Raw genomic sequence first — 13,374 nt, 5'->3', positions numbered from 1 at the left:
ATATTTTTAGTAAAAAATTATACGGGTATCCCTGAGGTACAAACGGTTATAAATCAGTAGTTAAAAGGGTTCAAAGGGGGATGATTTCCCGTTCAGAGCCTTTTTTTTGCTGATGGGATAAAGGTAATTGCGATTCGGGAAAGGGCGTATAAAACGAAGGTGGGAGAAAATCCCAAAGGATGTACAAAAAAATAGAAAGCTGCTTATTTTTTTCGTGCGATGGTGTAAGTCACCAGGGATGAAAGGGAGGATTTGTAGGGAGATTCGGGAAAATCTGCCAAAATGGCCAGCGCTTCCTGGTAAAAGTCGTTCATGATTTTTTGGGAGTACTCCAATCCTCCCGAGGCTTTAACAAAATCAATGACCTCCGTGACTATTTTTTTGTTTTCGCTGCCATTACGGATTTTGTAAATGATCTTTTTCCGTTCCACCCAGGAGGATTGATTGAGGGCATAGATCAGTGGAAGGGTCATCTTCTTTTCCTTGATGTCTATACCGACCGGTTTGCCGACCACGTCTTCGCCGTAGTCAAACAGGTCGTCTTTGATTTGGAAGGCCATCCCCACTTTTTCACCAAATAGCCTCATTTTTTCAATGGTTTCCGCCGTGGCATTGGCCGTTGCGGCTCCGACGGCACAGCAGGAAGAGATCAGGCTGGCGGTCTTTTGGCGGATGATGGTATAGTAGACCTCTTCGGTAATGTTGAGCGTACGGGCTTTTGAGATTTGCAATAGCTCTCCTTCGCTCATTTCCCGAACGGCATTGGAAACGATTTTTAGCAGGTCAAAATCATCGTTTTCCACGCTAAGCAGCAAGCCTCTGGATAGCAGGTAATCCCCCACCAAAACGGCAATTTTGTTTTTCCAGAGGGCATTGATCGAAAAAAATCCCCTGCGGTAGTTGGCATCATCGACCACGTCATCGTGCACCAGGGTGGCGGTATGAAGCAGCTCAATCAATGCTGCGCCCCGATAGGAAGCTTCGGTGATGCCACCGCTCAGGCCTGAACTCAGAAAGACAAACATCGGACGCATTTGTTTGCCTTTTCTCCGAACGATGTATTGGGTGATGTGGTCAAGCAATTTGACCTTACTCTGCATGAAGGAGCGGAATTTTTTCTCAAAGTCAGCCATTTCGCTGGCTATGGGGGCTTGTATCTGCTGTAAATCCTGCTTCATTTGTGTTTTGGATGGTGCAATATTACAACCTATTCCACCATTGACAAAACCGCCCAAATGATTATTCTGTTTAATGAATTTTATTTTTGGTTATCTTTGAGCAAACAAAAGACATTCCCTTGGCCGACGACTACATCAAGCATCAATACGACCCTATTTTGCCGGAAAAAGACGAATGGCCCGTGGTGAGGCTGAGTAAGGGGAGAAAAGCGTTCATTCAACAAGTAGTAGCGTCCAGCAGTGAAAAAATCAAAAGCCTGACCGGAAATCAGGTGCCTGCACTCAAGGAAGAACTGGAACTTACCCTGTACCGGGAGCGAATGCGGATCAAGCAGAATCCCTGGCTGGTGGATCCCGATGACGAGGCTTCCTTTTGGTCCGGTGTGAAATCCTCCCTTTTATCCGTGGGTGTGGACCAGAAACTTACCGAGGACGAAAAAAAGGAGCGGTACCTGGCGATTTTAACGGGCATTACACAGCGGTATTCAGAGGAGATTGCCAGTAATTTTAAGCACAGCCATTACAAGATGACCCGTAGGATTGTCACCTTTGGTTTTTCGCGATTGTTGAATACCGCGCGGGTAAAAGGGTTTAAATCGATTTTTAGTAACCAATACAGCCTGCAAGACAAAATACAGATTATTGGAGAGACCGATCAGTTGCGGGACCTTGCATCGAAAGGTACCATTGTGATGGTGCCAACCCATTTTAGCAACCTGGACAGCATTTTGATCGGCTGGACCATCAGTACCCTTGGCCTTCCCCCCTTTATCTACGGAGCAGGCCTCAATTTATTCAACATCCAGATTTTTGCCTACTTTATGAATGCCCTAGGCGCTTACAAAGTGGATCGGCGAAAGAAAAATCAGATCTACCTGGAAACGTTAAAGACCTATTCCAGGGAAGCCATCCAGTTTGGCTGTCACAGTTTGTTTTTCCCGGGCGGTACACGCTCCAGAAGTGGAAACATCGAATCGAAATTAAAACTGGGTTTGCTGAGCACCGCCATCGAAGCCCAGCGGGCAAATTTTCAAAACAACACTGAAAACCCAGGAAAGGTCTTTATCGTGCCGGTGACCATTAACTACCATTTTGTTCTGGAGGCGCCGGGATTGATACGGGATTACCTGAACCATACCGGTCAGGAGCGGTATTACAGCGAATCGGATGAGTTTTCTACCTCGTATCGAATATCAAAGTTTCTGGTTAAGTTCTTTACCAAGGGCTCGGACATCTCCGTTTCGATCGGGCGGGCCATGGATATTCTTGGCAACTACGTGGACGAAAACGGCAACAGCCGGGATCAGCACGGCAGGCCGATCGACTGTAGGGATTATTTTGTAAGCAATGGCAAGGTGACCGTAGACCTGCAGCGCGAGGAGGAATACACCAAGAAATTGGGCACCCGTATCGTGGAGGAATTTCATAAAATCAACCGGGTGTTTAGCAGTCACCTGGTAGCATTTACCGCATTTCGACTAATCAAACGGGCCAATAGCAAGTTGGATTTGTTTAGCCTGCTGCGGGTTCCGGAGGAAGACATTCACCTGTCGTATGAAACGTTCAAAGACGCCTGTGGAGAAGTTCTGGATGGGATCCGGCAACTGCGGGCGGAGGGAAAATTACACATGGCTCCTCACCTGGAAATGCCGCTGGAAGAGATCATCCGGCACGGACTGGAAAATGTGGGGATGTACCACGCAAAAAGGCCCCTGATCCGGACCGAGCAGGGGCATGTCGTGACCGAGGATATCAGTTTATTGTACTATTACCATAACCGACTGGATGGATATGAATTGGACAAAATCATTTAAAACCCGACCCATAGGTGTAATTGGTATAGGAAGTTTTGGGGCAGCCATTGCGAATCTGCTGGCAGAGAAAAACGAGGTTTTGGTGTATGCCCGGGACGAGGCGGTAGTGGAGGCCATTAACAAAACCCACCGGGTCAAAAACCGGCAATTGGCGAGTAAAATACGTGCCACTACAGACCCGGAATTGCTTTGCGAGGCCTGCGAGGTAATGTTTCCGATGATACCCTCCTCGGCTTTTCGGGAGGTAATGGTGCAGTTTGCACCTTTTCTTCATCCCTACCATTTTTTAATCCACGGCACCAAGGGCTTGTCGCTGAATCTGCCCGAAGGCAAAAACCTGGAAAACATCTCTCAACTAAAGCGGGAAAATATTTGCACCATGAGTGAGGTGATTCTACAGGAAACCGTCGTGGAACGAATCGGCTGCCTGGCCGGTCCCAACCTGGCAACGGAACTGCTAGAGCACCAGCCGGGCGCCACCGTGGTGGCTAGCCGGTACGAAGAGGTGGTTCTGGAAGGGCAGCGCCTGCTTCGCTCGGATAATTTTCAAGTGTACGGAAATTCCGATATCGTAGGGGTAGAGCTTTCCGGGGTGTTGAAAAACATCATCGCCATTGCGGCGGGTGCCTTGTCCGGGTTGGGTTTGGGGGACAATGCCAAAGGCTTGCTGGTCTCACGCGGCATGGTCGAACTGATCCATTTGGGCACTGCCATGGGTGGCTGTACCAAGTCGTTTTTGGGGCTGGCTGGGATCGGCGACCTGGTTACTACCTGTAATTCCACCTTATCCCGAAACTACACGCTGGGTTACCGTCTCGCAGCAGGGGAGAAGCTACCCGATATTGTTGCCGATATGGAAGAAGTAGCCGAAGGCATCAATACCGTCAAGTTGGTCAAGCGCTACCTGGAGTCTACCGGCATGCGGGCGCCCATCACCGAAAATTTGTACAAAGTGCTTTTTGAAAATTTCAAAGTAGAAACCGCACTGCAATACCTGATGAAGTACCCGAGCTATACCGACATTGATTTTTTATGAGTGTTCCGAAATTCCGAGCAGCTGCAGCGCCGCCGGGCTGATTCGGTTTCGGGTGGCTTCCCGGAAGTACTGAGCTTGGTTGATTTGCTGCACCTGGTCCCTTCGACAAAAATAGCTGTGGATCGCTCGCCGAGGTGCGGAAGTACGGTTGGTGGTGCCGCCATGCCAGGTATGGGAATTGAATACCACCACCGAACCCGCAGGCGCTTGGATAACTATTTCGTCCGGGTGTGTATCCATGGGGTTTTCCATTTCGTCCTGAGGCAATTTGGATTTCAGGTGCGTTCCTGGCACCACCCGCGTGGCACCATTTTCTGCATGGAAATCATCCAGTAGCCAGATGGAGTTACAGACTTTAAAATCGGCACTTTTCACGGCTTCTGGCCAGTCGGCGTGCAGTTTTTGCAAGCCGGCGCCTGGGAGGGCGGCCCGGAAATTAAGGGAAGACAGTTTGAAGGAATTTCCCAAAACAAAGGAAATCGTAGCAAGTACTTTGGGCTGGGTGTAGAAGCAATCAAATTCGGGCCCTTTGTTCACCAGGTCACCCAGACGAACGGAACCGGGATCTTTGGGATGCCGGATATTCGGAGATTCTTCCAGTTCTATCCCGGCCCGATCGCCTTCCTGCTGCAGCAATTCCTCGATTTTATTCCGTAGGATTTCCACGGTTTCATCGGAAAGGAGTTTGCCCAGGTTGAGGTATCCCTGAGTACGAAGAAAGTCTTTTTCGGAGTCGGTGAGTAAATCTGCGTGTACGCCTAATTGTGAAAGGGGGTCTTGTATCATTGTGTTTTGGCTGTTTTCGTCGTATTCTCTCTGATCATTTACCCTGCTTTACCCCATGCGGTAGTCGATTTACGCTGGGAAAAGAGGGAGAAATGGCGTATCAGTCGGCCTTTTTCAGGGGGTTGTTTCACAAATTAAAGATACGGGCTAGAGGTAAAAAAACAAGCCGGTTACTCCAATCTTTTTAATCGGCTGAGTAAGGGAGGGTGGGAGTAATTCACAAAAACATAGAGCGGATGGGGGTTGATATCCGAAAGGTTTTTTACGGAAAGGGTCTTCAATGCCTCCGCGAGTGGTTTGCCGGAATAGGTGCTTTTGGCAAAGGCATCGGCTTCAAATTCGTGTTTACGGCTAAAATAGTTGGTGACCATCCCCAGAATCAGCGAAATGGGGGAGAAAAGCATGGTAAAACCAATGATATTCAGGTGTATGGACAATTGATCGCCACCCAAGGCTAAGCTGATCTGTTTGTTAAAGACAAAAAGCGAAAGGATGTAAAGAATAATTCCTGTTTGCAGGATCCCTGTCATTACGCCCAGGGTTATGTGTCCTTTTTTGTAGTGGCCGATTTCGTGTGCCAAAACGGCTACAACCTCATCCGGGGTATGCTGTTCCAGCAAGGTATCGTATAGGACCACCTTTTTGCGTTTCCCAAAGCCCGAAAAGAAGGCGTTGGCTTTCGTGGAACGTTTACTACCGTCCATGATAAACACATTTTCCAGGGAAAAGCCCACCGATTGGGCATAGCCCAAAATGGTATGTTTCAGTTCTCCCGCTTCGAGCGGAGTCAGTTTGTTGAACAAGGGAAGGATCAGTCCGGAATAAAATTGATTGACCAAAACGATAAACAGGGCCGAAATCATCCAGAATATCCACCAGAAATCGCTTCCGATTTCCAGGATCAACCAGAGTAGCACCAGAAGCAAGCCCCCGCCAACCGGTATGGACAGGAGGTAACCCTTGATTTTATCGGCAAAAAAGGTCCGGACTGTGGAATTATTGAACCCATAGTCTGCTTCGATTTTGAACGTGTGGTAGTAGTCGAACGGAAGGGAGAGCAAATCCGACCCAATAAACAAAACGCCAAAATAAACCACGGACAAGGCCAGGGGAGCGAACCCAAATTGACGCAGCCATTCATCCAGCCATCCGAAAAAACCGAAACCAATAAAGAGCAGGGTAATGACAAAGGTGAAACTGCCGGAAATCAGGCCGAAGTAATAGTTTGTTTGCTGGTAGCGTTTACTTTCCTGTAACTTACCTTCTTCCAGGTATTGATCAAGTGTAGCCGGAATGCGGCCGGTTTTTCGGGTGGCGTTAAGAAAATTGACCGATTTTTCGAAAATAAAGGAGAGGCTTACGACCCCCAAAAGGAAGTACTTGATGAGTTCCTGATCCATGCTACGCGCGTATCAAAATTTGGGACAAGGTAAAATGGTGTCTCGCTTTCGTGGAGCTCCGGGATTGCTGGGAGGGAAAATATAGGAAATACTGATTTCGTGCGCTCCTCCGGACTGAATTCCTAACTGAGAAACGGTATAGTCAAAACTATAGCCGATGTTTAACCCAGAAGGCAGGTTAAAACCCGCCATGAGCACCAGGGCGTCCCGATTGCTTTGGTTTTCTACCGGTTTGTAGGGAAGTCCCCGGTACCAGAGTCCGAATACGATGGGTTCGAGGTATACGTAAGCGCCTACATCCAATTGTTCAAAAGGTCCCTGTCGTTTGTAATTGATGGTAGGCGTAAAATACCGTTGGCGGTAGGTATGGGTAAAATCCCGTTTTGGAGCACCTCTTCCCAGAGAAATCCGGTAGCCCGTATGAATCGAATATTTGATGGGAAGCCTGCTGATTCCCTCTTCAATAAAACTTTGATTGGGTTGGTTTACGTGATGGGTGGATAAGCCAAACCAAAAGTCTTCCGTGAAAACCAGCCCGCCAAAAGACAGAGAAAGCAGGTTTACGGGCTCGCCAAATCCCTGCAGGTCGTTGCCCGGCAACAAGGGTCCAAAGGGATCCGTGGGGTTGATTTGGTTCGCAAAAACCAGGTTTTCGTAAAACCCAATATCCCGGCGCATGTAACTTGCCTGGAACCCGGGCCGTACGTAGAGGTTATCGGCGAGTTTGAGTTCGTAGGAAAGCATTCCGGAAACGTGGGTGGACTGCAGGCCTGCCGCCCCTTCGGTGTCGTTGGTTACCAAAAAGCCAACGCCGGTATTGTATTCTTCTAAAAAGGTGTCCCCATAGGCAGAAAACGTCGAAAATGTGGCATCCAATCCGGGCCATTGATTTCGGTAGTTTACACCTACCCGGGTTGCCAGTTCAGACCCTGCAAAGGCAGGGTTCAAATAAAGCGGTGCCGCGTAATATTGACTGTATTGCGGATCCTGACCGAAGCAAGTGCTCGCAAGGCACATGGCGGACAGGGTTAAAAAAACTGAATTTATTTGTGACTGAAACAAAGATTTATTCGTTTATTGGATACCAGACAGTTTATAAACGTTTTGCTGCTTTCCAGTGTATATAAAGCAGCGTGTAAATTATGAAATCTAACTATTTAAACACCATAAATGATTTTATTTTTAAAGCAATATTTTTATTTATTGGTCTTTACACGCCTTTTTTGGGGTATTCTCAAGGTTTCAACGAAAATGAATGGATATTTGGTTATTGTGAAGGAGGGGAAAATAACTACCTCTCTTTCGGAAAGGACCAACGGGCACAGGTAGCTACCCTTCCCGGATCGATCACCCTGGGCAGCGCCAATTCAGCCATGGCCATTGATCCGATTACCGGGGAGATACTCTTTTATACGGATGGCGCGCTGGTTTATAATTACCTTAATGAGGCCATGCAGGGGGTAGTTGGGGAGTTGGGAGGCGTGGAAACAGGCAGGCAATCGGTAGCCATCGCTTCCCTGGACTACGATCCCCAGCCCGGTGGTTCCAGGGAGTTTTATATTTTCTACATCAGCCCGGCAGGGGAATTGGAGTACAGCCGGGTAGATATGAACGATCCGGGCGGAGCCCCGGCGAATCAGCCGCCAGCCGGTGCAGTAGCTGCCGGCGGGAGCATTGGTGCCGCTGAGGGGCCGATTTTGGTGGTGAAATCCGGCGTGTCATCCAACTTTCTCCTAAGTATCGAAAACGGACAAGTGGTTTCCAGAAGGCTGGAAGCGATGGCCGGGCAGTTTACCGAAACGGGAGCGGTTGCTTTGGATGAGGACCCGCATACCATCGTTTATGACGAATCGTCTGGAATCCTGTACCTGATTCCCGAAACGGCAGGCGCGGATATTATTACTGTACCCTTCGATACCTCGACCGGGCTATTCGGAACCCCCGCTACGGTACCGGATACCGGAGGAGCGGAAACCATCGAAGGCCTCACGGTATCCCCCGATGGGAATTTTTTATACGTTTCCCGGGGCGATGAATTGATTCGGTACTTTCTGGGCGATCCGGAAGATGCAGATCCGGAATTGGACCCCTCTCAGATACCCGGCGACGAACCGGTGAGTCTTTCGCTCACCAATGAAATACATCGGATTTATTCCCTGAAAAACGGTCCGGACGGGCAGCTCTATTACATTTACGAAGAGGTGGAAGGCGGCCCTCAATATGTGGGCAGGGTGACCAATCCGGACGAATGGTCCCAGGCAGCGGTGGTCATTGAAGAATTGCCTTTTGGCGGAACGGATTTTTGCGGGACTGAATTTCCCCAGTTTGCGCCAAACGTGGACCTTGATCCCACGGCGTATTTCACCTGGGAACCGGAAATGCCCTGCATGAACAATCCGCTTCAACTCACCAGTACCATTACGCCGCAGAACTACCAGCCGGTGAGTTTTGAGTGGGAAATACTCCCGCCACTGACCGATGAAGAAGGGAACGAGATCGAAATGGATCTGAGTGCGGAGCACCTACTACTGCCCCAGGATGCTACCTCTGAGCAGCAGGTGACGGTAAACCTCACCGTGACCTATCCCAATGGCGAAACCAGCAAAGTAAAAAGGAGTATCACATTTACGGAGAATAATTTGACGGTCCAGTTCAGCCCGTCTGATACCACGCTTTGTGATCCCTCCTGCCTGGATCTGATGCCGCTGGTGCAGGCCCAAAGCGGAGAAGAGGGCGGCCAGGGCGGCGGGCAGCCGGGAGGGCAGCCCGGTTTTGGGCAGCAGCCCGGCGGCGGTCTGGGCGGCATACCGGGATTGGGCCAACAACCCGGTGGTGGCATACCAGGTCTGGGCCAACAGCCGGGAGGCGGTCAGGGACAGGGGCAGCAAAACCTAGAGTATTTTTGGTCCAATAAGCGGGAAGAACGCTGGGGTCCAGAGGCGCCAAACGAAATTTGTCGCCCTGGGTTTTATTGGGTCTTGGTCCGTGAACAGGGTTCCTCCTGCTATGCCTATGCCAGCATACGGGTCAACATGTGGGACGTGCAGGATCAGACCAATAACATCTGGTATTTTGGCGATGGAGCAGGGCTGGACTTTAACCCCGACCCGGACGATCCGGACGCGCCTACCCCGAGACCCATTGAATCCCCCCATCCGCAAAACATTCCAGCGGGGGTGACGACGGTTTCCGATCAGGCCGGTCAGGTGTTGTTTTATACCGATGGACAAACCGTCTGGGACCTGAATGGCAATCCCATGCAGAACGGGGAAAATATTGGCGGAGACAACCTTTCGACGGGAAGTGTTTTGGCCATCCCGGTAGCGTCCGACGAAACCTTGTACTACCTGTTTACCACCCAGCAGGGTGCCGGAGGTGAAAACGAAGTGAAATTTTCTCTCGTAGATATCAAAGGAGACAATCCGGATGGGATTGGTAATGTCATCAGCAAGGATAATTTTTTGTTTAGCCCGGGCACCGAGCATTCCGCGGCGTTTAACTCCGGAGACACCACCTGGGTTGCTTTTCACGAACGAGGCACCGATGCATTCCGTTTGTATCCCGTTTCCTCAGAAGGGATCGGGCAGCCGGTATTCAACTCGGTTGGAGGAGAACATGATTTCGGTGATGGCATTGGTACCTTGAAGTTTTCTTCGGATGGGAGTAAAGTGGCCGTTGCCTATACCGAAGGCGGTACGAATTGGGTGGAACTATTCGATTTTGATCAAAGCACGGGGGAGATGACATCCTACGCTACGCTTGATTTGGGCAGTGAAGGGGAGGTGTACGGGTTGGAATTATCCTCAGACGCTACCCGCCTGTTTGTTTCCTACCGAAACGGAGGTCCCGGAGTGGAGGAATTTTTTATTCAGGCAGCAGAAGAAACGGATGAAACCGACCCGGAAAATCCGGTAACAACCACCTGTCCCGAATGTTTTGAATCCGCCACGGAGCAGGAAGCTATCGAACAATGCATCCTGGACAGCCGGGCCGCGGTTTCCGGGACGGCAGGATTGGACCTGGGAGCGGTACAAATCGGCCCCGATGGGCAGGTGTACGTGGCCGTGGTGGGATCCAATCAAATTGGGCAGATTCAAATCGGGTCGGGCTGCAACCCCTCCACGTTTAATCAGGATGCTGTAGAACCCATGCCAGGGACCACCAATCTCGGGCTGCCTGCATTCGTACAAAATTCCGGCAGCAGTATTCCCGAGCCAAGTCTGAATGGTCCGGATCGGCTTTGCCTGTCCGACGAAGAGGGGGCCGTGGGTTTGTTTGAGGGTGGAGGAGAACCCGATATTGACACCTATAATTGGACGATTTTCAACGAAGAGGGAGAAGTGGTCGATGAATTTCTCAATGGTGGCGAGGATTTCCAGGATCTGGAATACGCGTTTGATACGGTGGGCGTATTTACGGTACAGTTGGAAGTGGATCGATGCGGAACCCCCTGGGAAGAAGTATTTTCCATGGAGGTAGAAGTCATCGCCTCGCCCGAAATCATCCTGCCTTCAGATGTTTCTTTGTGCGGTGCCTCCGTGACGCTGGTTGCCGTAGACCCGGAAGATCCCCGACTCGGTGAGTACGAATTTGTATGGGAGAATGCTGCTGGAGAGATCGTCGGAAACACCAATGAATTGGAGGTGACGGAGGAGAGTATCTATACGGTAACGGTGGCCTATGCGCTTCCGGAGGGGGGCGACGAAGCATTGTTTGAAAGTTGTCCGGTGAGTCAGGATGTATTTGTGGGACCTCCCTTTGAATTCGAATTGGAGCAGTCGGCCGACGAGGTCTGTTTTGGAGAGATGGTAAGCTTTAACCCGGACACCCCGGTTTCCGGCCTGTGGTCGATCCGTGCCAGCCCCGACGGGACCTACGCCATTCTGGGCGAAACCCAGGTGTTGGAGTTAAACACCGGTGAATTGGATGGGCCGGGCGTATTTGAGTTGTTGTTTCAAACCCAGGATCCCCTGGATAGTACCTGTACGGTGGAGCGAACCATTCCCTTGACGGTAAACGCTCTCCCGGATTTTACCCTTCTGGCGGTATCTCCTTCGCAAAGTTGTGAAATCGGCGATGGATCCATTCAGTTGGATGCCGGTTCCGGACTGGACAGTCTGTTGGTCGAACCCACCGGCGCGGTTTTTTTCGATTTGCAGCCCGGAGAAGAAGTGGTTCTCGACGGGCTGGCTCCGGGGAGGTACACCTTTACGGGGTATTCCGGATCCTGTCCACAGTCGCAGGTGGCGGTGGTTGAAAATGCCACACCTCCGGCCGATGTGTTGTATTCCATACGCGTGGAGCCAGAAACCTGCGTTGGGGAGGGTTTCGAAGAGGGGGCTATCGTCATTTCCTTTTCTCAAGGAGCAGCTTCGGGTAGGTATAGCTTGTTAAATTTGGGTAGTGGCGAATTGGTTGAGGCTGACTTCAGCAATCAGGACAGTATTGTGGTAAATCTACCTCAGGGAGAATACCTGGTAGAAATATCGGACATTGGAGGATGTGTGGTGCCGGACCCGGAGGTGTACCGCATCGAAACGGGAACGGATGTAGAAGTCAGCTTGAGTAGCCCGGGTCTTTGTGGCGGCGTTACGGAAACCGAAATCTTAGCCGAGGCAGATTTTTCCCAGGTTGAAACGATCGAATGGTATCACCTGGTGGGCGCTGGAAGCAACCTGCTTGCAGGGGCTTCCGATTCGGTATTGCAGGTAGATCAACCTGGAACGTATGAAATTAGGTTGTTAAATGCCGCGGGATGTATTTTGGGATCCGAAACCATCGATATCCCTTTTTCCGATGCCAGCCCGCCGCAGTTGGAAGATATTTACGAGATCTGTCGGGCTACCAACGAGCTGGTTTCACTGAATGCGGGCAATTGGGCGAGCTACGAATGGTACCGGGAAGGCGTAGTGGTAAGCGAGGACGCGACGTTTGTGCCGGAGACAGAGGGAGCCTATGAATTACGGGTTCAGGACGAGGCAGGCTGTGCGTTTGAGGTCGCCTTTATCGTCAACGAAATATGTGAGGTCGATATCCGCTTTCCGAATGCCATGCGACCAGGGGATCCGTCGCGCGACTTTTTGATCTATACGCAGGGGGAAATTGACACACTAATGGTGTATATTTACAATCGATGGGGTGAATTGGTGTATTTTTGCGAGGAAGCAAATGTATCCGAAAATGTTTCGGTGTGCAGGTGGGATGGGATTGTGAACGGAACAAAAGTGCCCGTAGGAACATATCCTGTCGTTGTGAAGTTTACCAATGAGGAGCAACAAATTCAAAAAACAATACGAAACGCAATAGTAGTAATTGATTGACACATGATAGTAGTAATTTCACCGGCCAAGACATTGGACTACAGTACGACGGAGGTGCCGCTGGCATCGCAGCCCCAGTTTCAGAAGGAGACGAAAGAACTGGTAGGGATTATGAAGAAAAAATCCAGCAAGTCCCTGCAGCAACTCATGGGAATCAGTGAAAACCTTGCCGAGCTCAACGAAGCGCGTTACCGGCAGTTTGCGGACGCCTACACCCGGGAAAATGCCAAACAGGCCTTGCTTGCCTTTAAGGGTGATGTCTACATGCATATTGATGTGGAATCGTTTTCAGCCGCCGATTTTGCATTTGCTCAGGACCATTTACGCATACTTTCGGGGCTGTATGGATTGCTGCGTCCCATGGACCTTATCCAGCCGTATCGCCTGGAGATGGGTATCAGCCTGAAAAATAAGAAAATCAAAAACCTGTACGGGTTTTGGGGAGAAAAAATTGCAGCGGCATTGAATGAAGCAGCAGGGGGAGCGCCCATCATCAATCTGGCGTCAAAAGAATATTTCAAAGCCGTGGCGGTAAAGGCCTTGCAATCGACCGTCATCCATCCGATATTTCACGAATACAAAAACGGAGCGTATAAAAACATCGGGATTTTCTCGAAGCAAGCAAGGGGAATGATGACGGATTTTATCATCAGAAATAAGCTAACCGATCCTGAGCAACTAAAAACCTTTACTCAGGGAGGATATGAATATGCTGAAAACAAAAGTACCGCTGAGGAATGGGTTTTTATTCGGTGACCTCCCGGAATAAATTCCCGGCCGTTCAGGTTGATTCCTACCGGTGCATGACTTGGTATCCTTTTTGCCAGGGTCTTTGGTAAT

The 13,374-nt window shown here is 50.1% G+C and carries 8 protein-coding genes; 4 read left to right on the top strand and 4 right to left on the bottom strand.

What is annotated here, in order from left to right; translation table 11 throughout:
* Positions 1–203 precede the first annotated feature (203 nt).
* Positions 204–1,178: a polyprenyl synthetase family protein gene (locus tag GCU44_RS19350; protein WP_154858803.1), complete on the bottom strand. Its 975-nt coding sequence runs from the start codon at positions 1,176–1,178 to the stop codon at positions 204–206.
* A gap of 119 nt (positions 1,179–1,297) precedes the next feature.
* Between GCU44_RS19350 and GCU44_RS19345 the strand changes: the two genes are divergently transcribed.
* Both GCU44_RS19345 and GCU44_RS19340 read left to right on the top strand, forming a co-directional pair.
* Positions 1,298–2,992: a 1-acyl-sn-glycerol-3-phosphate acyltransferase gene (locus tag GCU44_RS19345; protein WP_154858801.1), complete on the top strand. Its 1,695-nt coding sequence runs from the start codon at positions 1,298–1,300 to the stop codon at positions 2,990–2,992.
* Complete coding sequence (locus tag GCU44_RS19340; RefSeq protein ID WP_394366501.1) at positions 2,970–4,028, top strand: NAD(P)H-dependent glycerol-3-phosphate dehydrogenase; 1,059 nt, start codon at positions 2,970–2,972, stop codon at positions 4,026–4,028. The genes GCU44_RS19345 and GCU44_RS19340 overlap by 23 nt, the downstream gene beginning before the upstream one ends.
* Here GCU44_RS19340 and GCU44_RS19335 read toward each other — a convergent pair.
* The 3 genes from GCU44_RS19335 to GCU44_RS19325 form a co-directional block, all read right to left on the bottom strand.
* Complete coding sequence (locus GCU44_RS19335; protein WP_154858796.1) at positions 4,023–4,814, bottom strand: phytanoyl-CoA dioxygenase family protein; 792 nt, start codon at positions 4,812–4,814, stop codon at positions 4,023–4,025. The two genes, GCU44_RS19340 and GCU44_RS19335, sit on opposite strands and share 6 nt — an antisense overlap.
* Before the next feature lie 170 nt (positions 4,815–4,984).
* Positions 4,985–6,214 (bottom strand): M48 family metallopeptidase, encoded by a 1,230-nt coding sequence (locus tag GCU44_RS19330; RefSeq protein WP_154858794.1) that lies wholly within the window; start codon positions 6,212–6,214, stop codon positions 4,985–4,987.
* A 12-nt stretch (positions 6,215–6,226) separates the two neighbouring features.
* The gene (locus GCU44_RS19325; protein WP_262485684.1) at positions 6,227–7,261 is read right to left on the bottom strand and encodes a PorP/SprF family type IX secretion system membrane protein; all 1,035 of its coding nucleotides are present in this window, start codon (positions 7,259–7,261) and stop codon (positions 6,227–6,229) included.
* A gap of 95 nt (positions 7,262–7,356) precedes the next feature.
* On the opposite strand from GCU44_RS19325, the gene GCU44_RS19320 reads away from it, so the two are divergent.
* Both GCU44_RS19320 and yaaA read left to right on the top strand, forming a co-directional pair.
* Positions 7,357–12,534 (top strand): T9SS type B sorting domain-containing protein, encoded by a 5,178-nt coding sequence (locus GCU44_RS19320; RefSeq protein WP_154858792.1) that lies wholly within the window; start codon positions 7,357–7,359, stop codon positions 12,532–12,534.
* A 3-nt stretch (positions 12,535–12,537) separates the two neighbouring features.
* Positions 12,538–13,290 carry a peroxide stress protein YaaA gene (yaaA, locus tag GCU44_RS19315; RefSeq protein ID WP_154858790.1) on the top strand — a complete coding sequence of 251 codons (753 nt, stop codon included), beginning with the start codon at positions 12,538–12,540 and terminating at the stop codon, positions 13,288–13,290.
* Positions 13,291–13,374: the final 84 nt, after the last annotated feature.

The organism is Cyclobacterium xiamenense, from assembly GCF_009467825.1.
In the GTDB taxonomy this organism is placed as follows: Bacteria; Bacteroidota; Bacteroidia; order Cytophagales; family Cyclobacteriaceae; genus Cyclobacterium; species Cyclobacterium xiamenense.
The sequence above is the reverse complement of the archived record's forward strand: the minus strand, read 5'-3'. Positions and strand labels throughout refer to the sequence as shown.